This window comes from Pseudomonas sp. SST3 (assembly GCF_003325755.1).
Genome location: NZ_QORI02000025.1, coordinates 31,465 through 54,071 on the forward strand (window position 1 = coordinate 31,465; position 22,607 = coordinate 54,071).

A 22,607-nucleotide genomic window follows, 5' to 3' on the forward strand; every position below is an offset into this window, starting at 1 on the left:
TTTCCGGTTGAGAGATTTACCGTCAAAGACCGGTTTGGTCTCGATAGTAAACGGGAGGGTCCGAATCCGGCCTTCGGTTCCTACCGTCACCGCTACCGCCAGAGCATTCTGCTTGCCGGCGATAGCCACCGATAGACGCCGTTACGTATTTTCTTCAAAATCAATACGTTACCGCATTCTATCGATAGGTACCGATAGTCCCCGAAAGACCTGATTTCACTCCCACTCGATAGTCGCTGGCGGCTTACTCGACACGTCGTAGGTGACGCGGGAAATGCCTTCGATCTCGTTGATGATGCGGTTGGAGACCTTCTCCAGCAACTCGTACGGCAGATGCGCCCAGCGCGCGGTCATGAAGTCGATGGTTTCTACCGCACGCAGTGCAACGACCCAGGCGTAGCGGCGGCCATCGCCGACCACCCCCACCGATTTGACCGGCTGGAACACAACGAAGGCCTGGCTGGTCTTGTGGTACCAGTCGAAGTTGCGCAGCTCCTGGATGAAGATGTGGTCGGCACGACGCAGCAGGTCGGCGTACTCCTTCTTCACCTCGCCGAGGATGCGCACGCCCAGACCCGGCCCCGGGAACGGATGGCGATAGACCATATCGTAGGGCAGGCCGAGCTCGAGACCGATCTTGCGGACCTCGTCCTTGAACAGCTCGCGCAGCGGCTCGACCAGCTTGAGGTTCATTTCCTCCGGCAGGCCACCGACGTTGTGGTGTGACTTGATGACGTGGGCCTTGCCGCTCTTGGCCCCGGCAGACTCGATAACGTCCGGGTAGATGGTGCCTTGGGCAAGGAACTGAATGTTGTCCAGCTTGCTGGCCTGGGCATCGAAGACGTCAATGAAGGTGCGGCCGATGATTTTGCGTTTCTTCTCCGGGTCGGCTTCGCCGGCGAGGTTGTCCAGGAACTGCGCTTCAGCGTCGGCGCGGATCACCTTGACGCCCATGTTCTCGGCGAACATCGCCATCACCTGATCGCCTTCGTGCAGGCGCAGCAGGCCGTTGTCGACGAACACGCACGTCAGCTGATCACCGATAGCCTTGTGCAGCAGCGCGGCGACTACCGAAGAATCGACGCCGCCCGACAGGCCCAACAGCACGTTGGCCGAACCGACCTGCGCGCGCACCTGCTCGACCAGATCGTCGACGATATTGGACGGCGTCCACAGCGCTTCGCAGCCGCAGATTTCCAGCAGGAAGCGCGACAGAATGCGTCCGCCCTGGCGGGTGTGGGTCACTTCCGGATGGAACTGCACGCCATAGTAGCGGCGATCGTCATCACCCATGGCGGCAATCGAGCAGCTCGGGGTGCTGGCAAGGATATGGAAGCCTTCTGGCAGGTCCGTCACTTTGTCGCCGTGGCTCATCCAGACGTCGAGGCCGAACACGCCGTCATCGTCCATATGGTCTTCGATGCCGTCGAACAGCTTGGACTTGCCGACCAGATCGACACGCGCGTAGCCGAACTCGCGCTCATCCGATCCCTGCACCTTGCCACCGAGCTGCTCGGACATGGTCTGCATGCCGTAGCAAATGCCGAACAGCGGTACGCCCAGGTCGAATACCGCTTGCGGTGCGCGCGGACTGCCTTCGGCATGCACCGACTCCGGGCCGCCAGCGAGGATGATGCCGCGCGGGTTGAAGGCGCGAATGTCCTCTTCGCTCATGTCGAACGGGTGCAGCTCGCAGTAGACGCCGATTTCACGGACGCGACGGGCGATCAGCTGCGTGTACTGCGAACCGAAATCCAGGATCAGGATGCGGTGAGCATGAATGTCAGGATGAGCCATATGGGCATCTCTCGTGGTAGTCACAAATGACACGGGGCTGATCGAACAGCCCCGTTATTCATAATTTAAAAATCGATTTTCGGGTTCTCAGCCGACCCGGTAGTTCGGTGCTTCCTTGGTGATCTGCACGTCATGTACGTGGGATTCCGCCATTCCGGCACCAGTGATACGCACAAACTGCGGATGGGTCCGCATATGGTCGATGGTGGCGCTGCCGGTATAGCCCATGGAGGCACGCAGGCCGCCCATCAGCTGGTGAATGATTGCCGCCAGCGAGCCCTTGTACGGCACCCGCCCTTCGATGCCTTCGGGCACCAGCTTTTCGGCGCCAGCAGAAGAGTCCTGGAAATAGCGATCCGAAGAGCCCTGAGCCTGGGACATCGCACCCAGCGAGCCCATGCCGCGATAGGCCTTGTAGGAGCGGCCCTGGAACAGCTCGATCTCGCCTGGAGCTTCTTCGGTACCAGCGAACATCGAGCCCATCATCACCGCGTTGGCGCCGGCAACGATGGCCTTGGACAGGTCGCCGGAGAAACGGATGCCGCCGTCGGCGATCATTGGAACACCGGTACCTTCGAGGGCCGCGGAAACGTTGGCGATGGCGGAAATCTGCGGCACGCCAACACCGGCGACGATGCGGGTGGTGCAGATCGAGCCCGGGCCGATGCCGACCTTGACCGCGTCGGCGCCGGCCTTGACCAGATCCAGGGCGGCTTCGGCGGTGGCGATGTTACCGCCGATGACCTGCACCTGCGGGAAGTTGTCCTTCACCCAACGCACGCGATCCAACACGCCGCGCGAGTGGCCATGTGCTGTGTCGACGACGATCACATCGACACCGGCAGCAGCCAGTGCCTCGACACGTTCGGCGGTATCGGCACCCGTGCCTACGGCCGCGCCGACGCGCAGGCGGCCCTGATCATCCTTGGACGCCAGCGGATAGGTCTTGGCCTTCTCGATATCACGGAAGGTGACCAGGCCGCGCAGATGGAAATTACTGTCGACCACCAGCATCTTCTCGATGCGGTGTTCGTAGAGCTTGGTCTTGATTTCTTCGAGGCCGGTGCCTTCCTGAACGGTGATCAGTTTTTCCTTAGGCGTCATGATCGCGGCAACCGAATCACCGACATTCGGCGTGAAGCGCAGGTCGCGCCCGGTGACGATACCCACCAGCTCTTTACCCGACACGACAGGAAAGCCAGAGAAACCCAGCTCGCGCGCCTTGCGCAGCAGTTCGCTGATTTTGGTTTCGGGCGTCACTGTCGCCGGATCGTGAACGATGGCCGTCTCGTGGCGCTTGACCTTGCGCACTTCGGCAGCCTGCTGTTCGACATTCATGTTCTTGTGAATGATGCCGATGCCGCCTTCCTGCGCCATGGCGATGGCCAGGCGGGCTTCGGTGACGGTGTCCATTGCCGCCGAAACGAGGGGAATGTTCAGCTCGATGTCGCGGGTCAGGCGGGTCTTGAGGCTGACATCCTTCGGCAGGATCTCGGAATATCCCGGGATCAGGAGAACATCATCGAAAGTCAGGGCTTCTTGGCTGATACGCAGCATGGCGGGGGCTCCCAGGCGGGAAAAAGGAAGCGCGGCATTATACCCACGGGGCCCCTTGCGCTCAATGCGGTTGTGCGAGCTGTCGTGCGCCGCTCAAACATAGCGTCGACGGAATGACCAACTGGTCACGCGCGATCAACCACCAGCGATACCGCGAAGCCCAGGCGCTCAGCGAATTCATCGACAAATGCCGGTTGAAAACAGGCATCTCCCCAGCCATTGAAGATAAAGCCAAGGTTGGAGAACCCACAGGCGGGAATGAACAGAAAGCCGTTGATATCGTCCTCGAAGCCGCATTCGGGGCAGGTGAAATTGTCGGTCTGCCCGGGCATCCACTCATCCAGGCTTTCAAAAAGCGCTTCGCCGATCTCGCGACGACATTCCGGGCAGCCCGCCTCCTCGGCGAAGTCCCGAGTCGGCGTGTAGATGCAGCGTTTGGTCACCACCTCCAATCCATTGATCGCCTCGCCGAAGGGCAGCCGGTCAGGATGCAATACGACACGACGTGCGCCCTCTGCAATCGCATAACCCATGCCACCGACTCCGCGACCGCAGGTGGTTGGCAGCGCCTCGACGATACGTCGTTCGGAGAGCCAGCGAAGCATCATCCGTGCCTTGGCTTCATGCCCGGGAAACGTGGAAATGCGCGGCACGACGATGGCTTGGCTATAGCTCATAAGGCTCAAACGGAAGGCGGAGGGAAGTCGCGCAGCTTAGCGCTCCGCCCAAGCTGGTCAAGCGCGCCTGACGGACGCGCCACAGTTTCGGTTCCCGCATGACCGTACGCGGCTTATCATCGCCGCCATGCTCAAAGATCCTTTCCAACGCCTGAACCTCGACCGCGAAGTGCTGACCGTCAGCCAGCTCAACGGTCGCGCGCGGCTGCTGCTCGAAGACGTGTTCGCCCAGGTCTGGGTCGAAGGCGAGATTTCCAACCTGGCCAAGCCGGCATCCGGCCACATTTATTTCACGCTCAAGGACAAGAATGCCCAAGTGCGCTGCGCGCTGTTCAGGCAGAACGCCTTGCGCGTGCGCCAAGCATTGCGCGACGGCCTGGCAGTAAAGGTGCGCGGACGGGTTTCGCTGTTCGAGGGGCGTGGCGACTACCAGCTGATTCTCGACAATGTCGAGCCAGCGGGTGACGGTTCGCTGCGTCTGGCCTTTGAAGCGCTGAAAGAGAAGCTCAGCGCCGAAGGTTTGTTCGATGTCGCCGGCAAGCGCGCCTTGCCCGCCCATCCGCGGCGTATCGGTATCGTCAGTTCGCCCACCGGCGCGGTGATTCGCGACATCATCACGGTGTTTCGCCGTCGTGCGCCGCACGTCGCCTTGACCTTGGTGCCGACGCCGGTCCAAGGCCGCGAAGCGACCGCCCAGATCGTCCGCGCGCTGGAACTGGCCGATCGTGGCGGCTTCGATGCGTTGATTCTGGCGCGCGGCGGCGGCTCGCTGGAAGATCTCTGGTGCTTCAACGAAGAAGTGGTCGCGCGGGCCGTGGCCGCCTGCGAGACACCGATCGTCTGCGCCGTCGGGCATGAGACCGATGTATCGATCGCCGACTTCGTCGCCGACGTTCGCGCACCAACCCCTTCCGCCGCGGCCGAGCTACTGGCCCCCAGCAGCGCGGACATTCGCCAGCGCCTCGACGGCCTGCGCCAGCGCCTGCTGCTGAGGATTCGCGACCGGCTGCACCGCGACAGCTCGCGCCTCGAAGGCCTTACGCGGCGCCTGCGCCATCCCGGCGAGCGATTGCAACAGCAGGCGCAGCGCATCGACGATCTGGAGCAGCGGCTTCTGCGCGGTATCGATCGTCAGCTCTGCGCCGGACAAGAGCGCCTCGCCCGGCTAGAGACTCGCCTTGCCGGCCAGCACCCAGGACGCAACCTGCGCCTGCTGCGCCAGCGCCTCGAGCATTTATCCAGCAGGCTGCCACGCGCCATGCAGGACAGATTAAAAGGCCATCGCTACCAGCTTCAGAATCTGGCGCAGACACTGAATGTGGTCAGCCCGCTCGCCACGCTGTCACGCGGCTACAGCATTCTGCTCGATGAGCGCGGTCAGGCGATTCGCCGGGCCGACCAGACCCAACCCGGCCAACGGCTGAAAGCGCGTCTGGGAAACGGCGAGCTGGACGTACGCGTCGAAGACAATCACCAGACGCCAGTCACCTTGTCATTGCTGGATTGATTGACTCACCCCTTACTCAGGATTCCCATGCGCTTCGCCCTTGCCCTGCTCCTCTGCCTGACACTCCCCGCCCACGCCGAAGGTTTCCTGACGCGCCTGTTGAACAAGCCCGTGCCCGGTGGCGTGGCAGTGGTCGACCTGGGTAACGATGCCAGCGCGCCCAGGGCACGTTACGACGGCAGGCCTGTGCTGGTGGTGCGCGAGGACGGTCAACGCTGGATTGCCATTGTCGGGATTCCGCTTACGGTGAAAGCCGGCCAGCAGTCGCTAGAGGTCGATGGGCAATCCAAGCGCTTCCGTGTGGAGCCCCGCACCTATCGCGAACAACGCATCACCCTGAAGAACAAGCGGCAGGTCAATCCCAACCCGGCTGATCTCAAGCGTATCGCGCGCGAGCTGGACGAACAGACACACGCCTACCGTCAATTCAGTACCCGGCAGCCGAGCAATCTGCTGTTCGACAAGCCGGTCGAAGGCCCGCTCTCGTCACCGTTCGGACTGCGCCGCTTCTTCAACGGCGAGGAGCGCAATCCGCACTCCGGCTTGGATTTCGCCGTCCCGGCCGGCACGCCGATCAAAGCTCCGGCGGCCGGTAAAGTGATCCTGACCGGCAACTACTTCTTCAACGGCAACACGGTATTCGTCGACCATGGCCAAGGACTGATCAGCATGTTCTGCCACCTCTCGCAGATCGACGTAAAGGTCGGCGACGAGCTTTCCCGTGGCGGCGTGCTGGGCAAAGTGGGTTCCACCGGCCGGGCCACTGGTCCTCACCTGCACTGGAACGTCAGCCTCAACGATGCGCGTATCGACCCGTCGATCTTCATCGGTGCGTTCAAACCCTGATTTCAGCCCTTCAAGGAAACGACATGCTCATCAATGTAAGGGAGTCCACCCTCCTCATCGTCGACATCCAGGAACGCCTGTTTCCGGCCATCGGAGGCCACACGGCGTTGGCCGAGCACAGCGCCTGGCTGATGCAGATCGCCCAGCGTGTCGGCGTTCCGGTGATTCTCACCGAGCAGTACAGCAAGGGACTGGGTCCGACGATCGCCTCGCTGCGCGACGGCATGGCCGAGGAGGTGATCATCGAAAAACTGCACTTCTCCGCGGCGCGCGATGGCGAGCTGTTCAAGCGCCCCGGCGGCGAACGCAAGCAATTCGTTGTCAGCGGCATCGAAACCCACATCTGCGTGTTGCAGACGGTGCTCGACCTGCTGGCGCGCGGCAATCAGGTGTTTGTCGTCGAAGAAGCTGTCGGCTCGCGGCGCGCCAGCGACAAGGCGCTGGGACTGGCACGCATGCAGCAGGCCGGGGCCTGCATCGTTTCGCGGGAGATGGTCGCCTTCGAATGGATGGAGCAGGCCGGAACCGAGCTGTTTCGCAGTATCAGTCGCGAGTTCATCCGCTGATACCCATGCGGCTGGGGCATGCAGCTGCTGCCCACTGCCAACTGACGGAGAGCCGTAATGCAGGAACAATGGAATGTCTGGCTGGAATGGCTAGGCGAGCACGCTGAGCTGCAGACACTGGTGGCCAGCGCTGCACTGGTGTTCGCCGCCTGGTTTGCGAACTGGGTGGTCAAGCGAATCCTGGTGCGTGGCCTCTACAAGGTGCTGCGCCACGCCCGAGAGGCCGAGCTGCAAGATTTCGGCATCATCCGCCGGCTGTCGAACATTGTCCCGGCGTTGGTGCTGTCAATCGGTGTGAACGCCGTTCCCGGCCTGCCCGAGGCGGCGGTGACCGTGGTGCGCAACGTCTGTGGCGGTTTCATCGTCCTCACCATCGCGCTAGCCCTTGGCGCGCTGCTGGATATCATCAACTTGATGTACCAGCGCCGGGCGGATTCGCATGTGCATCCGATCAAGGGCTACCTGCAGGTGGTCAAGATCGTGGTCTACGCAATCGCCACCATCCTCATCATCGCCACGCTGATTGACCGCTCGCCGCTGATTCTGCTGTCGGGGCTTGGTGCCATGGCGGCGGTGCTGATGTTGATCTTCCAGGACACCATCCTGTCGTTGGTAGCCAGCGTGCAGATCTCCTCGAACGACATTATCCGCGTCGGTGACTGGATCGAGATGCCGCAGCTCAACGCCGACGGCGATGTCATTGACATAGCGCTGCATACGGTGAAGGTGCAGAACTGGGACAAGACCATCACCAACATCCCGACCAAGCGCTTCATCAGCGATGCGTTCAAGAACTGGCGAGGCATGCAAGAAAGCGGCGGCCGGCGGATCAAGCGCAGCCTGTATCTGGATCAGCAGAGCGTGCACTTTCTCAGCGCAGAGGAATGCGAGCACCTGCATCGCTTCAACCTGCTGGATGACTATCTGACCGACAAGCGCCGTGAGATCGACGAGTGGAACGCCAAGCTGGAGAAGCGTGGCAAGGAGCCCGTCAACACCCGGCGCATCACCAACATCGGCAGTTTCCGCGCGTACGTGGAGCACTACCTGCGCAGCCACGGCGGCATACATCAATCCATGACCTTGATGGTGCGCCAGCTCAGCCCGACGGCAGATGGTCTGCCGCTGGAAATCTACTGCTTCACCAACACGGTGGAATGGGCCAAGTACGAAAGCATCCAGTCGGACATCTTCGACCATTTGCTGGCGATTCTGCCGGAATTCGGCTTGCGGGTATTCCAGCATCCAAGCGGAGCCGATATGCGCGAAGGCTATGGTTCGGTCAACCAGCTGCTCAGCCGACCGATGCCTCGGCAGTCCCAGCCAGCCGACCGGCGCGGCGAGAGCCAGGCGTTGGAATAACGGATGGTGCCGGGAGAGCAGCGGCAATCTGTACCGCGGCCCTCCCGAGTGGCGATGGCTATTTGCCTGGCATCAGAACCTCAGATCGACCCGCGCCCAGTAGGTCCGGCCGGGTTCGTTGATGCGGGTATCCGCGGCATAGCCGAAGCCGGCGCTACCCGCCTGGTTCAGGTGTTCGCTGTAGGCCTTGTCGAGCAGGTTATCGACACCGACGCTGACCTTGTAGTGCTGGTCCAGACGATAGGCGCCATTAAGCGAAAGCACGCCGAAACCGGCACTGTCGCCAAAGTCTTTGCTGGTGACGTTACCCTGCCCTTCAGCCACTCGACTCTGTTTGGCCACCACACGCCAGAGTCCCGCTGCACTCCAATCGCCACGCTCGTATGTCAGCCCCAGACGGCCCTCGAGCGGTGGGATCTGCGGCATGGGACGATCATCCGAGCGATTCTTGCCCCAGGCGTAGGCCAGGCTGGTGTCGGTTTTCCAGCTGGGCGATAGCCGATAGCTTGCCCCCAGTTCGCCACCCATGATCCGCACATCGATGTTGTCGACTGAGGCGCGAGTCATCGTGCCCACCGGCACATAGTTGAACAGGATGTAGTCACGCACCTGCCCGACATACCCGGACGCCCACATCGACAAGGGGCCCTGCTCGTACTGGACACCGAAATCAAGCTGAGTGGTCTTTTCCGGTTTGACCGTCTCGAGCGCCTGGACGCTGCCAACTGGCCCGGTACTCGCAGAAAACAGCTCCCAGTAATCCGGGAAGCGCTGGGCATGACCGAGCCCGATGTAGGCCGTGGCGGGCATGTCGTTCAGATCGTGCTCGTAGCGCAGAAACGCGCTGGGGAAGGTGTCGGCGCGCTCGCTGTTGGCGCTCGGATTGGCCCAGTTGCCGCCCATGGAATTGGAGAGTCGCTGCCGATAGTCCTTGGCCGAAGCACGATCGAGACGCGCACCACCGATTACACGGTCGCCCTCGGCCGCGCTCCAGCTCAGCTCGGCGAAAGCACCATAGTTGTGGAAGTCGGCGTCCTTGCTCCAGCTCGCCTGCTCATGGCTGGTGTAGCCGCCCATCATGCTGAATGACGACGAGCGCTTGCGATGTTCGTTGGTCTGGGCGTCAACACCCGCAACCAGCTCGTATGCGTCCCACACCCAGGTGCCGGCCACTCTGCCACCCAGGGTTCGGCGGTCGACATTGCTGGCCGTGGGGCCGGCCATCATTCCGCTGCCTGACGGAGTGCGCAGGCTGAAGTTGTCCATCACGTGATCGGCATAGTTGTAATAGAGCCGCGCTTCGATCTTTCGCAGGACCTCTCCGAGATTCTCGCGCTCGAAACGCAGCCCCAGGCTTTCGCGCTCGAATTGGCTACCGTCCATTCCACGACCCGCATAGGCCGCTTCGCCATCACCAACGCCGGCCGTCAGCTCCAATAGCGTGTCGGCGTCGGGCGTCCAGCCGACCACCAGATCGCTGCTCCACTTATCCCATTGTGAGTGGACGCGGTCACCGTTACCGTCGCTGTAATCATCGGAATCCGAGCGATTCGCCAGTAACCGGAGATAACCCTGATCGCTACCCGCTGCGGCGTCAAGGCTGCGGTCGAAACGACCATCGGAACCGACCAGCAGGCTTGCATCGACGCGACCACCGAACTCGCTGAAGCGCTCCGGCTCACGTTCGAAGAGGATGGTCGCAGCCGACCCGCCCGGCCCCCACAGCACAGTTTGCGGGCCTTTGATCACGGTGAGCTGGTCGTAGCTCTGCGGCGTGATGTAAGAGCTCGGTGAGTCCATTCGACTGGGACATGCACCCAACATCACCCCGCCATTGGTGAGCATGTTTAGCCGGGATCCGAACATACCGCGGAATACCGGATCGCTATTGGAACCACCGCCGCGTACAGCGGAAAAACCGGGGATCGTCTGCAGATAGTCACCGGCGTCGCTGGCGGGCACCGGTTGGCGCGGAATCTTCGGGTCCGTGACCACTGTGAGCGGCGATTGCTGTGCCACGCCAGTAATGACCATCGGTGTCAGTTCAAGCGAATGGTGCTGATGCTGTTCGGCCGCCAAGGCGCTGCCGGCAACGCTGCTCAGCAACGCGAGATGGGCCAGGCGCCAATACAGACGCGACGGGCGCAGGGCAAAGGTAGCGGACAGGCGCGGGGGCGCCCCGTGAATAGAGGTATTCCTGGACATACTGAGACTTCCACATCTGAATTTTCGGAGAAACCGCGGACTGGCGGCTCGCAGATCAGCTATGGAAGCCAGGGGGGGCGCGAGGGTGACCGTCGCTACGGCGTGGTGCCGGCGGCAGCGGTTGTTGTGAACGCAGCCGAGCGTAACACGGTGCGTAGTAAGGCATCGCAACGATGACCACCAGCACCAGCGGCGGGCTCAACGTCAGCAGTTCGCAGTAGCCGCACAGGTCGAGTGCTGTCAGCCAGGCCGGCTCGGCGCCGCTGATGTGCTGACCATGGTGCCCGGACTGCGCATGCATGCCCGGCGGGTGTTCGGCAGTGGATGCATCTGGCGGCATCAACTGCAACGCTGAATAAAGCGGACCGACATGGATCATCAGCATGGCGAAAAGGCCAAGCCACAGACCGGTGGTGAGGTGCGCTTTGCGAATCATGAACATATTCCCGCTTGCGGACTTCTACTCTGCCGCTTGATGGGCGGGATGATGGCACGCCGGCGCATGTTGTCCAGTGCGACACGAGGCCGCAATCGTGGCGCAACCCAACGCACGACTCGACGCCTCAACTAGAATTAAATTCCTTTAATTAGCGATTTATCACTATAAATCACCAAATTTTACTGAACCATTGCAACGCGTAGCCCCCAGATACTAAATTCGAACCATCAACCCGTATTGATCCGCTCTGTTTTCTTCGCGACGTCTCAGGCGCGCGGAGCCGCATCAAAGGAAAATGCCATGACCATGCTCAAAGATCCGTCAAATAAATATCGAGCTTTTCCGGTCATCAACCTGCCCGACCGCACCTGGCCATCACAGACAATCACCCAGGCACCGATCTGGCTGAGCTCTGACCTGCGCGACGGCAACCAGTCGCTGATCGAGCCGATGGACGCTGGGAAGAAGATGCGCTTCTTCAAGACGCTGGTTCAGGTTGGCGTGAAGGAGATTGAGGTGGGCTTTCCCTCCGCCTCGCAAACCGACTTCGATTTTGTCCGTGAGCTGATCGAAGGCGGCCACATTCCCGATGACGTCACCATTCAGGTCCTGACCCAGGCGCGCGAAGATTTGATCAGCCGCACCTTCGAGTCCCTCAAGGGCGCCAAGCAGGCCATCGTCCACTATTACAATGCCACCGCGCCGAGCTTCCGCCGCATCGTCTTCAATCAGGACAAGGCCGGCGTGGTGCAGATTGCGGTCAACGCGGCGCAGGTCGTAAAACGCCTGGCCGATGCTGCGCCGGAAACGCAGTGGCGCTTCGAGTATTCGCCAGAGGTGTTCAGCTCCACCGAGACCGATTTCGCCGTCGAGGTGTGCAACGCCGTAATCGAGGTATTCCAGCCGACATCGGAGCAGAAACTGATCCTCAATCTGCCGGCCACCATCGAAGCAGCCACACCTAATATCTATGCCGACCAGATCGAATACTTCGGCCGTCACATCAACAAGCGTGACTGCGTACTGATCAGCCTGCATACCCACAATGACCGCGGCACTGGCGTGGCCGCCACCGAACTGGGCCTGATGGCCGGTGCCGATCGCGTCGAGGGTTGTCTGTTCGGCAACGGCGAGCGCACCGGCAATGTCGATCTGGTGACCGTGGCCTTGAACATGTACAGCCAGGGCGTCGACCCGCAGCTGGACTTCTCCGACATCGACGCAGTACGCAAGGTGGTCGAGGAATGCAACCAGTTGCCGGTGCATCCGCGGCATCCCTATGTGGGCGATCTCGTCCACACCGCCTTCTCCGGCTCGCACCAGGACGCCATTCGCAAGGGCTTCGCCCAGCAGGATCCGAACGGCGTGTGGGAAGTGCCGTACCTGCCGATCGACCCGGCCGATATCGGGCGCAGCTATGAGGCGGTGATTCGCGTCAACAGCCAGTCCGGCAAGGGCGGCATCACCTATCTGCTCGAGCAGGAATATGGCATCAGCCTGCCGCGGCGCATGCAGATCGAGTTCAGCCAGGTGGTACAGAAGGAGACCGATCGCCTCGGGCTGGAGATGAGCGCCAAGCAGATCTACGCATTGCTTGAGGCAGAATATCTGCAGGCCAGCACCCCCTACGCGCTCAAGAGCCATCGTTTGCAGGAAGAGAACGGCACCAGTGCGCTGGAAGTGGAGGTCGCGAGCGACGGCGAAACCATGCACTGGCGGGGCATCGGCAAGGGACCACTGGAAGCGTTGGTCGCCGGGCTGCCGGTCAAGCTGGAGATCATGGATTACCACGAGCATTCAATTGGTGCCGGAAGCAACGCCAAGGCTGCGGCCTATATCGAAGTGCGTCTGGACGGTGAACGCTCACTGCACGGCATTGGTATCGACGAAAACATCACCACCGCCAGCATCCGGGCGCTGTTCAGTGCGCTGAACCGGGCCCTGCGCGAATCCGAGATGAAAGCCGCCTGAGCTGAACGGCGAGCCCCGTCCGCGGGCTCGCCGTGACTTATGGAAAACAGCCCGCACGCACGGCTATCGGGTATCAACCCGCCCGGTCGCGGCGAGCCAGCGGAGTTCCGGGCGGTTGTCCTGACCGCCAACTTCGTGAATGCCGAACCATCAGTTGTACCAGCCCTCTCATTTACACGTCAGGCGTATGGCGTGCGGCGGCGATCTTCCGATAAGCCTCACCCGTTTCGGCAACGGACATTGGGTCTCTTCCCGCCTATCGCCATGCCATATCGCCGCTGAATGAGCGGACCGTTGCCATACAACGCTCCAACGTCTTAGCAGTAACACGTCAGTCGTCGACAGGATCGTGCAATCGGTCTTGCCGAAATCGGTATTACGCTTGGCCTTCCCCATTCGAATGTTCATTTCAAAGGAGCTCCCATGAGCAGCACCATCGGTTACGCCGCATTCGACCCGAGCACGCCACTCGCGCCCTATTCATTCTCGCGCCGCGCCGTGGGACCCAGCGATGTGCAGATTGAGATCCTCTACTGCGGCGTCTGCCATTCGGATCTGCATACCGCCCGCAACGAATGGAACAACACCCTCTATCCCTCGGTTCCAGGCCACGAGATCGTCGGACGGGTAGCGGCCGTGGGCGAGTCGGTCAGCGGATTCAAGGTGGGTGACATCGCTGGCGTCGGCTGCCTGGTCGACAGCTGCCAGAGCTGCCCCTCCTGCGGCGAGGGCCTCGAACAATACTGCGAGAACGGTTTCGTCGGTACCTACAACGGTCCCGCGTTCGGTGGTGGCGAAAACACCTTTGGCGGGTACTCGGACAACATCGTGGTGGACCAGAAATTCGTTCTGCGCATCTCCCATACCGAAGACAACCTTGCCGCCGTCGCGCCGCTGCTGTGCGCCGGAATCACGACCTACTCACCGCTGCGCCAGTGGAAGGTCGGTCCTGGCCAGAAGGTGGGCGTGGTTGGCCTCGGTGGCCTTGGCCACATGGCTGTGAAAATCGCCAACGCCATGGGCGCGCATGTGGTGCTCTTCACCACCTCACCGGATAAAAAGGAAGACGCTCTGCGCCTCGGCGCCAGCGAAGTCGTGGTATCGAAGAACAAAGCTGAGATGGCTGCGCACTTGAACAGCTTTGACTTCATCCTCAACACCGTCGCGGCCCCGCATAATCTTGATGCGTTTCTGTCGCTGCTCAAGCGCGACGCGACCATGACGCTGGTGGGCGCCCCCGCTTCGCCGCACCCCTCGCCCAGCGTCTTCGGGCTGATCTTCAAGCGCCGCCGCTTGGCCGGCTCGTTGATCGGCGGCATCGCCGAAACCCAGGAGATGCTCGATTTCTGCGCCGAGCACAGCATCGTTTCGGACATCGAGATGATCGATATCCAGAACATCAACGAAGCCTACGAGCGCATGCTCAAGAGCGACGTGAAGTACCGCTTCGTCATCGACATGGCCTCGCTCAAGTCCGCCTGAGGCTCCGCCACTGGCGCGCCAGTCCGGGGCGCGCCAGTCACTGCCACACCGGATGCAGCCCGGGTCTTCCCTCTTTGCAGATGAGCCGCTAAGGTCGCTGGCCTTCTGCTGAGGAGCCGGCATGCGCTACCTGATTTTCGTCACGCTACTCTGGGCGTTTTCCTTCAACCTGATCGGTGCCTACCTGGCCGGCCAGGTGGATAGCTATTTCGCTGTACTCACGCGCGTAATCCTTGCCGGCCTAGTCTTTCTTCCGTTCACCCGCTGGCGCGGCGTGGCGCCGGGTTTCATTGCCGGCGTGACCTTGGTCGGCGCGCTGCAATTCGGGGTGACCTACCTGTGCCTGTACCTGAGCTTCAACGTCCTGACCGTGGCCGAGGTGCTGCTGTTCACGGTACTCACGCCGCTGCACGTGACGCTGATTGACGACGCGCTTAACCGCCGCTTCAACCCCTGGGCATTAGTGGCCGCAGCGGTCGCGGTATTCGGCGCCGGCCTGATCCGCTATGACGGCGTATCCAGCGATTTTCTTGGTGGTTTCCTGCTAATGCAGCTGGCCAACTTCACCTTCGCTGCCGGACAGGTGGGCTACAAGCATCTGGCCCAGCGCTATCCATCCGCTATCCCACTGCATCGGCGCTTCGGCTATTTCTTCCTGGGTGCGTTGATTATCGTGCTACCGGCCTGGCTGCTATTCGGCGATGCCGACAAGCTGCCGACAATGACCAGCCAGTGGGGCGTATTAATCTGGATGGGGATACTGGCCACCGCCCTGGGCCAGTTCTGCTGGAACAAGGGCGCCACTCAGGTCGATGCCGGTACCTTGGCCGTCATGAACAACATGGCAGTACCGGTCGGACTGGTGCTCAATTTGCTGTTTTGGGGTACGGCAACCAACCTGCTGTTGCTTACCATCGGCGGCCTAATCATCCTCGTCTCACTATGGATCAATCGACTGGGCCGACGAGCGGTCTTATAACCCTTTGTTTTTCATATGTTTTCTCTCTAACTCACCGGTAAGATTGCGGCGCCCCGCATGGATGCATTTCTCAGTCAGTCGTCGAGATATCCATGCGCCGTGTCAGCTTGCTTCTGCTCGCCCTGTTTTTCTTTCCAACCGCTCATGCCGAAGCGCCCCGCACCTTTCGCGAAGCGAAGAAACTGGCCTGGCATATCTACGCCGAACGGCCGGTAGATTTCTATTGCGGCTGCGCCTTCAACGGCAAGCGGATCGATCTTGCCAGCTGCGGCTATGTCCCGCGCAAACAGCCCAAACGCGCCGCACGCGTGGAGTGGGAGCACATCGTGCCGGCCTGGGTAATCGGTCATCAGCGCCAATGTTGGCAACAGGGCGGACGTAAGCGCTGCACCTCGAGCGACCCGGTATTCAGCAAAGCCGAAGCCGACTTGCATAACCTCGTTCCGGTCGTCGGTGAGGTCAACGGCGACCGCAGCAATTACAGCTTTGGAATGCTCAGCGAGAAACCGAGCCAGTACGGCGCCTGTCCGTTTGTGGTCAATTTCAAACAACGCACCGCCATGCCTCCGGAATACAGCCGGGGCGCCATCGCGCGAACCTATCTCTACATGAGCGAGCGCTACGGATTACGACTGTCGAAGCAGGACCGACGCCTCTACGACATCTGGAATCGTCAGCATCCAATCAACGAATGGGAGCAGTGGCGCAACCGCACCATTGCCTGCGTGCAAGGCAATGCCAACCGCTACGTGGGCCCGGTGGATCTGAGCCGCTGCGCCAAATCAATGGCACGTTCGCCGGCAACGCGCGTCAAGCGAAGCTGAGCAAGCCTGATGGCTGCGCGCCCTCGCAATGGCCCAGCGATCGACTCGCTCGGATATTGCGCGCCGCCACGCTCGCGCTGCATGCTGACAGCCTACCAGGCGACCATGGCGAACCCCCATGCAAGACAAGACGCTCTACGCAATCCTGGGCCTCCTGGTGCTGCTGGCGCTGATCGCCTCCGGTATCAGTCCCTATGACCGGGCGACTTGGCTGCTGGAGGTCATGCCGGTATTGATCGCGGCGCCAGTACTGCTGGTGAGCTACCGGCGTTTCCCGCTCACCCGGCTGCTTTATGTGCTGATCGCCGCCCATGCCCTGGTGCTGATCCTGGGCGGCGCCTACACCTACGCTCGCGTGCCAGCGGGTTTCTGGGTACAGGATTGGCTCGAGCTCAGCCGCAATCCGTACGACAAGCTCGGCCACTTTATGCAGGGTCTGGTCCCAGCTCTGCTGACCCGTGAGATTCTGCTGCGCCTTGGCTTTCTGGAGCCCGGTAGAATGCTCGGCTTCCTCTCGGTTTGCGTCGCACTGGCATTCAGTGCCTTCTACGAACTGATCGAATGGTGGGTAGCGCTGATCGCCGGTCAGGGCGCGGAAGATTTCCTCGGTACTCAGGGTGATCCCTGGGATACCCAATCGGACATGCTCATGGCGCTGCTCGGCGCTACGCTTTCAGTCACCGGGCTTGCAGGTCTTCAGGATAGGCAGGTCGCCCGGCACGCGAAACCTGGCGCTGCAGGATAGCCGTCATGCTCTATCGATTCGCGGCCGATGCGGTGCTTGTCTTGCATCTCGGCTTTATCGTCTTCGTACTTCTGGGTGGGCTGTTGGTGGCGTGGAATCGCCGACTGCTGTGGCTGCACGTGCCGGCCGTGGCCTGGGGGATTTTTGTCGAACTGACCGGGCGCCTATGCCCGCTTACCCACTGGGAGAACCGGCTGCGGCACCTCGCCGGTGGCGCTGGTTACGAAACCAGCTTCGTCGATGAGTATCTGCTGCCACTAATCTATCCGAGCTGGCTGAGCGTACCGGTGCAATACCTGCTGGCGGCCATAGTGGTGCTCGCCAATCTGCTGATCTACGGCTGGCTGATGTGGCGCTGGCGGCATAAGTCAGCGCCGCCGGCCTGATACGCAGCGTCGCTAGATCTTCAGCTCGAACGCGTCACCGTCGTGATACGCCGGAAATTTACTGCGGAACGCCGCCAGATCCCGGGCGCTTAACGTGGTGCGGAACACGCCGTCCGCATCCCCCGCCTCCAGCAAGGGATCACCGAGGTAATCCAGCACTTGGCTGTCGCCCGTGTAAGGGTAGCCCTTACCGTCTTCCCCGACTCGATTCACCGCTGCGACGTAGCAGATATTCTCGATGGCGCGTGCCGGCAGCAGGCGGTTCCAGGCATTTCGACGAGCCGCGGGCCAATTGGCCGTGTAAAGCAGCAAATCGGTGTCGTGAGGGTCGCGACTCCAGACCGGGAAACGCAGGTCATAACAGATCAGCGGGCGCACGTGCCAGCCGTTCAACTCGAACAGCGCCTGATGTTCGCCAGCCGTGTAGTGCTTGTGCTCGCCTGCCATGCGGAACAGATGGCGCTTGTCGTAGTGCGATATCTCGCCATTCGGCCGCGCCCAGAGCAGACGGTTGCGGTGGCTGCCATCCGCGGCTTCGATGATCACGCTACCGGTGATCACCGCGTCCATCCGCGCCGCCTGTTCACGCAGCCAGGCATAGGTCGGGCCTTCTTCAGGTTCAGCCAGCTCCGATGAGTTCATCGAAAAGGCCGTGGTGAACATTTCCGGCAGTACGATCAGATCAGCCCCCCGGGCCTGCTCGAGCAAGTCAACGAAACGGGCACGGTTGGCGGCAGCATCCTGCCAGACGAGGCTGGTCTGGATCAGGGCCAGTTCGAGGTCCGGTAAATCGTTCAGATCGCGCATAGCCGTTCTGCTGCCTGGCGCAGCGTCTCCTCTCGTTTGGCGAAACAGAAGCGGACCAGACGCGATTGCGCTGGAGGTGTTTGGTAAAAAACCGAAATTGGGATGCTTGCCACCCCGTGCTCGCGGGTGAGCCATTCGGACATGGCGACGTCGTCGAGATCCGGGCGAATCGCCGAGTACTCGGCCAGCTGGAAATAGGTACCTGCCGCACGGGTAAAGCTGAATCGCGAGCCGGCCAGCAGATCACAGAACAGATCGCGCTTGGCCTGGTAGAACGCCGGCAATTCGCTGAGGTGTTCCGGATGCGCCGCCATGAAATCGGCCAGCGCCCACTGCAACGGCGTAACGCCGGTGAAGCTCACGTACTGGTGCACTTTTCGCAGTTCGCTGCTGAGTGCGGCTGGCGCCACCACGTAGCCGGTTTTCCAACCGGTGACGTGGTAGGTCTTGCCGAAGGAACTGACGACAAAGGCGCGTTGATAGAGTTCTTCATGGCGCAACACGCTAGCGTGCGCCCGGCCGTCAAATACGAGATGCTCGTAGACCTCGTCGCTGAGCAGGTAGATATCCCTGTCGCGGATCAGCGCGGCCAGGCGATCCAGATCCGCCGCGTCGATCAGCGCTCCGCTGGGATTGTGCGGCGTGTTCAGCACAATCATGCGGGTGCGGGGCGTAACCGCATCGGCCAGTTTCTGCCAGTCGATGGCGAAATCTGGAAGGCTCAGCGCCTGATGGACGCAGACTCCGCCGGCGAGCTCAACGGCCGGCTCATAGCTGTCGTAGCAGGGATCAAAGACGATTACCTCATCGCCAGGGCGAATGACCGCGTGAATCGCACAGAAGATGGCCTGGGTCGCCCCCGGCGTGATAGTAACTTCAGCATCGGCGCTGACCTGACGGCCGTAGAGCGTCGCGACCTTGTTCGCCACCTGCTCGCGTAATGCTGGCAAGCCGGTCATGGGCGCGTACTGGTTGTGCCCGGCCATGACATGGCGCGCGACGGCTTCACGTAGCGCATCAGGCCCATCGAAATCCGGAAAACCTTGGGACAGGTTCAATGCGCCAGTCTGAGCAGCTAGCTGCGACATGGTCGTGAAAATGGTAGTGCCGACACGAGGGAGTTTGCTGGTAATCATCTTTCGCTCAGAGCTGGAAGCCGAAACTGAGAGCCGGAACCATGGACGCCCTGATCGGCGTCCCGCTTGCCGGCTACAGGTTTATCTTTTGTCGCGGCGCTTCTTCTCGGCCTTCTTGTGGTGCGACATGAGACGGCGCTTCTTGTTCACCTGGCGATCAGTGAGGGTGTTCTTCTTACCCTCGTATGGATTTTCGCCGCCCTTGTACTCGATTCGGATGGGCGTGCCCACGAGCTTCAGCACGCGCCGGTAGGTATTCTCCAGATAGCGCGTGTAGGACTTGGGAATGGAGTCGACCTGGTTGCCGTGGATTACGATCAGTGGCGGGTTCGCGCCGCCCAGATGCGCGTAGCGAAGCTTGATCCGGCGACTCGCCACCATCGGCGGAGCATGCTCACGCACAGCGTCCTCGAGAATCTGCGTCAGACGACTGGTCGGCCAGCGCGTCACCGCCGAGGTGAACGAGGCCTGTACCGACTTGTAGAGATTGCCTACGCCGGTACCGTGCTTAGCGGAAATGAAATGGATGTCAGCGAATTCTACGAAGAACAGCCGGCGCTCCAGCTCGGTCTTGACGTAGTCGCGCTCGCTTGGCTCCATGCCGTCCCACTTGTTCAGCGCGATTACCAGCGCTCGCCCGCTATCGAGTACGAAGCCGAGCAAGTTGAGGTCGTGCTCGACCACGCCTTCCCGTGCATCCATGACGAAGATCACTACGTTGGCATCTTGGATCGCCTGCAGCGTCTTGACCACGGAGAACTTTTCCACCGCCTCGAAGATCTTGCCGCGGCGCCGGACGCCGGCGGTGTCGATCAACGTGTATTTTTCGTCGCCGCGTTCGAACGGAATATAAATACTGTCTCGCGTGGTGCCCGCCTGGTCGTAGACGATGACCCGCTCTTCACCGAGCATGCGGTTGACCAGCGTCGATTTGCCAACATTGGGACGACCAATGATGGCGATCTTGATGCCGTCCTTTTCGCTAGGACCAGGAATACGTTTGAGTTCTTCGCCTTCGGCAACCGCCTCGACCGTTTCACCCTCACCTTCCGCTTCTTCGGCGTTGTCCTTGGGAAACGTCCCGAGCGCCTGCTCCAGCATATGACTGATACCGCGGCCATGTGCTGCGGCAATCGGCAAGGCATCGCCGAGACCCAGCGGGCTGAATTCGGCTCGCGCGATGTCCGGATCGATGCTGTCGACCTTGTTCGCCACGAGGAAGTGGCGCTTGTTCATCTTGCGCAAGTGCTCGGCAATCATCTGATCGCCCGGCGTCATGCCGGCACGAGCATCAACCATGAACATCACCGCGTCGGCTTCCTGCATCGCTTGTAGCGACTGCTCCGCCATCTTGGCGTCGATGCCTTCTTCGTCGCCGGTCAGGCCCCCGGTGTCGATGACGATGTAGGTACGGCCTTGCCACTTGGCCTCACCGTACTGGCGATCACGGGTCAGACCGGCATATTCCGCGACGATGGCGTCACGGCTCTTGGTCAGACGGTTGAACAGGGTGGATTTGCCAACGTTCGGGCGACCCACCAGGGCGATTACGGGAACCATGCGGCTCTCCACTGCGATATTTCAGAAAACACGAAGGCCGCTGCAAGGCAGCGGCCGAATATATTAAGCGCTCCGCCTGCACGGAACAGATCGAACCAGGTGTAGCAGTCAGTCCGCCTGGCGAATGGTCAGCGCGACAAGCTTGCCGTCGTTACCGTAGGCGTACAGCCAATCTCCTTCGACCACCGGGCGCGCACGCACCCCGGCACTGTCGATACGGGTCCGGGCAACGAAGCGCCCGTCGACCTGGCTCAGGAAGTGCAGATAGCCCTCCTTGTCGCCCACCGCCACGTAGCTGGAGAAAACCGCCGGCGCGGAAAGCTGCCGACGCAGTAGCGCGTCGTTGCTCCACAGCACGGTAGTCGATCGCTCATCGATCCCCATGACCGTGCCATCAGCCTGGCTTACGTAGACACTCCCGTAACCCAGCGCAACACCGTTTGCCGTCGAGGCATCGCGCTGCCAGAGAATCCGACCACTTTCCAGATCCAGCGCGGCGGCGCGCCCTTGAAAGGAAGCGACGTACAAGGTCCCGGCAGAGAGCAACAGACCGCCATCGATATCGACGACGCGTTCGAGCTCGGAACGGCCCTGCGGAACAGCTACGCGCTGCTCCCAAATCGGCAGGCCACGGCGGGTATCCAGCGCCACGACTTTACCGCTAGACAGACCGGCAATCGCCAGCTGATTGGTCAGCAACGGCGCGCCGGTACCTCGCAGGGTCAGCACCGCCGGGGCGCTTTCGTAACTCCAACGCTGCTCACCAGTGTCGATTTCCAACGCAATGACGCGGTCATCCTGAGTCTGAACCACCACTACGTCGCCGTTGACGGCAGGCGCGGCGAGAACCTCGCTGCTGACCTGGCTGCGCCAGCGCTCTTCACCGGTCGACACGTCCAGCGCCAGCACCTCGCCCCGCAAAGTGCCGACCAGGACGAGGCCGTAGCCAGCCCCCACCGCACCGGAGATAGGCACTTCCAGATCGTTCTTCCAGTGAACCTTACCGGTCATGCGATCCATCGCCACCACCAGCCCCTCGACGTCGGCGGCAAATATTTCATTGCCATAAACGACAGGGGCCAGAAGGTTATAAGTCTCGCCCTGGCCTTCGCCTATGGAGCGGCTCCATTCCTCGTTCAGCTGTATTTCAGCGTCGAATTTGACCAGCTCGGCGGGTTCGAGCTCTTTCTTGTCATTGCTGCTGCAACCGGCAGCCAGGACGGCCAGGGTCAGCAGTGCGGCAGTTTTCCAGCGCATCAATTCATGCCTCTCCACGAGCCAGATCGTCCAGTTTCAGCTGCAGGCCGCCAATCGCGGCATCCTGTGACAGCGACTCTTTTGCCTTGGAATAGGCAGCGTGGGCATCATCATGGCGCCCTAGCTTGACCAGTAGATCACCCCGCAGCTCTTCACGACTGGCGGCGAAAGCCTCATTAACATCACCTTCGAGCAATGCAAGCCCCTCCTCGGCCTTGCCCTGTGCTGCCAGAACTCGGGCCAGGCGCTGGCGAGCCAGCTCCTCGAGGGTTTTGTCGGCCGGTTTGTCCAGCACGCTTTGCAACTCTGTCGCGGCCTCATCGAGACGATCAGACTCCACCGCTACCTTAGCCACGAAAAGGCTGCCGTATTGAGCGTAATGCGAGCCGGCGAACTCCTTCTTCAGCAAATTGCCCAGGCGCGAAACCTCGGCGGCATCCACCCCACCCTCCTCCAGCGCAGCATTCAGCAACTGCTGATAGACGGTCGAGGCGTTCTGTGCCT

The 22,607-nt window shown here is 61.3% G+C and carries 20 protein-coding genes; 10 read left to right on the top strand and 10 right to left on the bottom strand.

The annotated features are described in order from the left end of the window. Positions 1 to 216 precede the first annotated feature (216 nt). From guaA to DQ405_RS19840, 3 genes are all read right to left on the bottom strand, one after another. Positions 217 to 1,797 (bottom strand): glutamine-hydrolyzing GMP synthase, encoded by a 1,581-nt coding sequence (guaA, locus tag DQ405_RS19830; protein WP_168425774.1) that lies wholly within the window; start codon positions 1,795 to 1,797, stop codon positions 217 to 219. An 87-nt stretch (positions 1,798 to 1,884) separates the two neighbouring features. Then, complete coding sequence (gene guaB, locus DQ405_RS19835) at positions 1,885 to 3,354, bottom strand: IMP dehydrogenase (RefSeq protein ID WP_168425775.1); 1,470 nt, start codon at positions 3,352 to 3,354, stop codon at positions 1,885 to 1,887. A gap of 125 nt (positions 3,355 to 3,479) precedes the next feature. Continuing rightward, positions 3,480 to 4,031 carry a sugar ABC transporter ATPase gene (locus DQ405_RS19840; RefSeq protein ID WP_168425776.1) on the bottom strand — a complete coding sequence of 184 codons (552 nt, stop codon included), beginning with the start codon at positions 4,029 to 4,031 and terminating at the stop codon, positions 3,480 to 3,482. Between the two features lie 127 nt (positions 4,032 to 4,158). Here DQ405_RS19840 and xseA point away from each other — a divergent pair, with 127 nt between their 5' ends. The 4 genes from xseA to DQ405_RS19860 are packed head-to-tail and all read left to right on the top strand — an operon-like array spanning position 4,159 to position 8,312. Next, positions 4,159 to 5,538, top strand: coding sequence for an exodeoxyribonuclease VII large subunit (gene xseA, locus DQ405_RS19845; RefSeq protein ID WP_168425777.1), 1,380 nt, complete (start codon positions 4,159 to 4,161; stop codon positions 5,536 to 5,538). 27 nt (positions 5,539 to 5,565) lie between these two features. Next, positions 5,566 to 6,384 carry a M23 family metallopeptidase gene (locus tag DQ405_RS19850; protein WP_168425778.1) on the top strand — a complete coding sequence of 273 codons (819 nt, stop codon included), beginning with the start codon at positions 5,566 to 5,568 and terminating at the stop codon, positions 6,382 to 6,384. A gap of 23 nt (positions 6,385 to 6,407) precedes the next feature. After that, positions 6,408 to 6,950 carry a hydrolase gene (locus DQ405_RS19855; protein WP_168425779.1) on the top strand — a complete coding sequence of 181 codons (543 nt, stop codon included), beginning with the start codon at positions 6,408 to 6,410 and terminating at the stop codon, positions 6,948 to 6,950. Positions 6,951 to 7,007: 57 nt separating this feature from the next. After that, a complete protein-coding gene (locus DQ405_RS19860) occupies positions 7,008 to 8,312 on the top strand; it encodes a mechanosensitive ion channel family protein (RefSeq protein WP_168425780.1) in 1,305 nt (434 codons plus the stop codon). A gap of 72 nt (positions 8,313 to 8,384) precedes the next feature. Here the strand turns inward: DQ405_RS19860 and DQ405_RS19865 are convergent, their stop codons facing one another. Beyond that, complete coding sequence (locus DQ405_RS19865) at positions 8,385 to 10,517, bottom strand: TonB-dependent copper receptor (protein WP_168425781.1); 2,133 nt, start codon at positions 10,515 to 10,517, stop codon at positions 8,385 to 8,387. 55 nt (positions 10,518 to 10,572) lie between these two features. Beyond that, positions 10,573 to 10,953, bottom strand: coding sequence for a DUF2946 domain-containing protein (locus DQ405_RS19870; RefSeq protein WP_168425782.1), 381 nt, complete (start codon positions 10,951 to 10,953; stop codon positions 10,573 to 10,575). Positions 10,954 to 11,256: 303 nt separating this feature from the next. Here DQ405_RS19870 and leuA point away from each other — a divergent pair, with 303 nt between their 5' ends. The 6 genes from leuA to DQ405_RS19900 all read left to right on the top strand — a co-directional run bounded on the left by leuA (position 11,257) and on the right by DQ405_RS19900 (position 17,343). Continuing rightward, entirely contained in the window at positions 11,257 to 12,927 is a 1,671-nt protein-coding gene (leuA, locus tag DQ405_RS19875) for a 2-isopropylmalate synthase (protein ID WP_168425783.1), read from the top strand. Between the two features lie 423 nt (positions 12,928 to 13,350). Continuing rightward, positions 13,351 to 14,409, top strand: a complete 1,059-nt coding sequence (locus DQ405_RS19880; RefSeq protein WP_168425784.1) for an NAD(P)-dependent alcohol dehydrogenase — start codon at positions 13,351 to 13,353, stop codon at positions 14,407 to 14,409. A gap of 121 nt (positions 14,410 to 14,530) precedes the next feature. Next, complete coding sequence (locus DQ405_RS19885; protein WP_168425785.1) at positions 14,531 to 15,388, top strand: carboxylate/amino acid/amine transporter; 858 nt, start codon at positions 14,531 to 14,533, stop codon at positions 15,386 to 15,388. Between the two features lie 92 nt (positions 15,389 to 15,480). Further along, complete coding sequence (locus DQ405_RS19890) at positions 15,481 to 16,212, top strand: endonuclease (RefSeq protein ID WP_168425786.1); 732 nt, start codon at positions 15,481 to 15,483, stop codon at positions 16,210 to 16,212. 118 nt (positions 16,213 to 16,330) lie between these two features. Beyond that, complete coding sequence (locus DQ405_RS19895) at positions 16,331 to 16,957, top strand: DUF2238 domain-containing protein (protein ID WP_168425787.1); 627 nt, start codon at positions 16,331 to 16,333, stop codon at positions 16,955 to 16,957. Between the two features lie 5 nt (positions 16,958 to 16,962). Next, entirely contained in the window at positions 16,963 to 17,343 is a 381-nt protein-coding gene (locus DQ405_RS19900) for a DUF2784 domain-containing protein (RefSeq protein WP_168425788.1), read from the top strand. A gap of 12 nt (positions 17,344 to 17,355) precedes the next feature. Here DQ405_RS19900 and DQ405_RS19905 read toward each other — a convergent pair whose 3' ends face one another. The 5 genes from DQ405_RS19905 to DQ405_RS19925 form a co-directional block, all read right to left on the bottom strand. Then, complete coding sequence (locus tag DQ405_RS19905) at positions 17,356 to 18,150, bottom strand: amidohydrolase (RefSeq protein ID WP_168425789.1); 795 nt, start codon at positions 18,148 to 18,150, stop codon at positions 17,356 to 17,358. After that, positions 18,138 to 19,286, bottom strand: coding sequence for a pyridoxal phosphate-dependent aminotransferase (locus DQ405_RS19910; protein WP_168425790.1), 1,149 nt, complete (start codon positions 19,284 to 19,286; stop codon positions 18,138 to 18,140). Before DQ405_RS19910 ends, DQ405_RS19905 begins: the two co-directional genes overlap by 13 nt. Before the next feature lie 81 nt (positions 19,287 to 19,367). Then, a complete protein-coding gene (der, locus tag DQ405_RS19915) occupies positions 19,368 to 20,846 on the bottom strand; it encodes a ribosome biogenesis GTPase Der (protein WP_168425791.1) in 1,479 nt (492 codons plus the stop codon). A 108-nt stretch (positions 20,847 to 20,954) separates the two neighbouring features. Beyond that, a complete protein-coding gene (gene bamB, locus DQ405_RS19920) occupies positions 20,955 to 22,103 on the bottom strand; it encodes an outer membrane protein assembly factor BamB (RefSeq protein WP_168425792.1) in 1,149 nt (382 codons plus the stop codon). A 4-nt stretch (positions 22,104 to 22,107) separates the two neighbouring features. Further along, positions 22,108 to 22,607 (bottom strand): tetratricopeptide repeat protein (locus DQ405_RS19925; protein WP_168425793.1); only part of this gene is annotated, 500 nt, incomplete at its 5' end.

What these genes read in the sequence shown, in the direction of transcription:
- guaA (WP_168425774.1), bottom strand. Translation starts at nt 1,797, where the DNA reads ATGGCTCATCCTGACATTCATGCTCACCGCATCCTGATCCTGGATTTC.
- guaB (WP_168425775.1), bottom strand. Translation starts at nt 3,354, where the DNA reads ATGCTGCGTATCAGCCAAGAAGCCCTGACTTTCGATGATGTTCTCCTG.
- DQ405_RS19840 (WP_168425776.1), bottom strand. Translation starts at nt 4,031, where the DNA reads ATGAGCTATAGCCAAGCCATCGTCGTGCCGCGCATTTCCACGTTTCCC.
- xseA (WP_168425777.1), top strand. Translation starts at nt 4,159, where the DNA reads ATGCTCAAAGATCCTTTCCAACGCCTGAACCTCGACCGCGAAGTGCTG.
- DQ405_RS19850 (WP_168425778.1), top strand. Translation starts at nt 5,566, where the DNA reads ATGCGCTTCGCCCTTGCCCTGCTCCTCTGCCTGACACTCCCCGCCCAC.
- DQ405_RS19855 (WP_168425779.1), top strand. Translation starts at nt 6,408, where the DNA reads ATGCTCATCAATGTAAGGGAGTCCACCCTCCTCATCGTCGACATCCAG.
- DQ405_RS19860 (WP_168425780.1), top strand. Translation starts at nt 7,008, where the DNA reads ATGCAGGAACAATGGAATGTCTGGCTGGAATGGCTAGGCGAGCACGCT.
- DQ405_RS19865 (WP_168425781.1), bottom strand. Translation starts at nt 10,517, where the DNA reads ATGTCCAGGAATACCTCTATTCACGGGGCGCCCCCGCGCCTGTCCGCT.
- DQ405_RS19870 (WP_168425782.1), bottom strand. Translation starts at nt 10,953, where the DNA reads ATGATTCGCAAAGCGCACCTCACCACCGGTCTGTGGCTTGGCCTTTTC.
- leuA (WP_168425783.1), top strand. Translation starts at nt 11,257, where the DNA reads ATGACCATGCTCAAAGATCCGTCAAATAAATATCGAGCTTTTCCGGTC.
- DQ405_RS19880 (WP_168425784.1), top strand. Translation starts at nt 13,351, where the DNA reads ATGAGCAGCACCATCGGTTACGCCGCATTCGACCCGAGCACGCCACTC.
- DQ405_RS19885 (WP_168425785.1), top strand. Translation starts at nt 14,531, where the DNA reads ATGCGCTACCTGATTTTCGTCACGCTACTCTGGGCGTTTTCCTTCAAC.
- DQ405_RS19890 (WP_168425786.1), top strand. Translation starts at nt 15,481, where the DNA reads ATGCGCCGTGTCAGCTTGCTTCTGCTCGCCCTGTTTTTCTTTCCAACC.
- DQ405_RS19895 (WP_168425787.1), top strand. Translation starts at nt 16,331, where the DNA reads ATGCAAGACAAGACGCTCTACGCAATCCTGGGCCTCCTGGTGCTGCTG.
- DQ405_RS19900 (WP_168425788.1), top strand. Translation starts at nt 16,963, where the DNA reads ATGCTCTATCGATTCGCGGCCGATGCGGTGCTTGTCTTGCATCTCGGC.
- DQ405_RS19905 (WP_168425789.1), bottom strand. Translation starts at nt 18,150, where the DNA reads ATGCGCGATCTGAACGATTTACCGGACCTCGAACTGGCCCTGATCCAG.
- DQ405_RS19910 (WP_168425790.1), bottom strand. Translation starts at nt 19,286, where the DNA reads ATGATTACCAGCAAACTCCCTCGTGTCGGCACTACCATTTTCACGACC.
- der (WP_168425791.1), bottom strand. Translation starts at nt 20,846, where the DNA reads ATGGTTCCCGTAATCGCCCTGGTGGGTCGCCCGAACGTTGGCAAATCC.
- bamB (WP_168425792.1), bottom strand. Translation starts at nt 22,103, where the DNA reads ATGCGCTGGAAAACTGCCGCACTGCTGACCCTGGCCGTCCTGGCTGCC.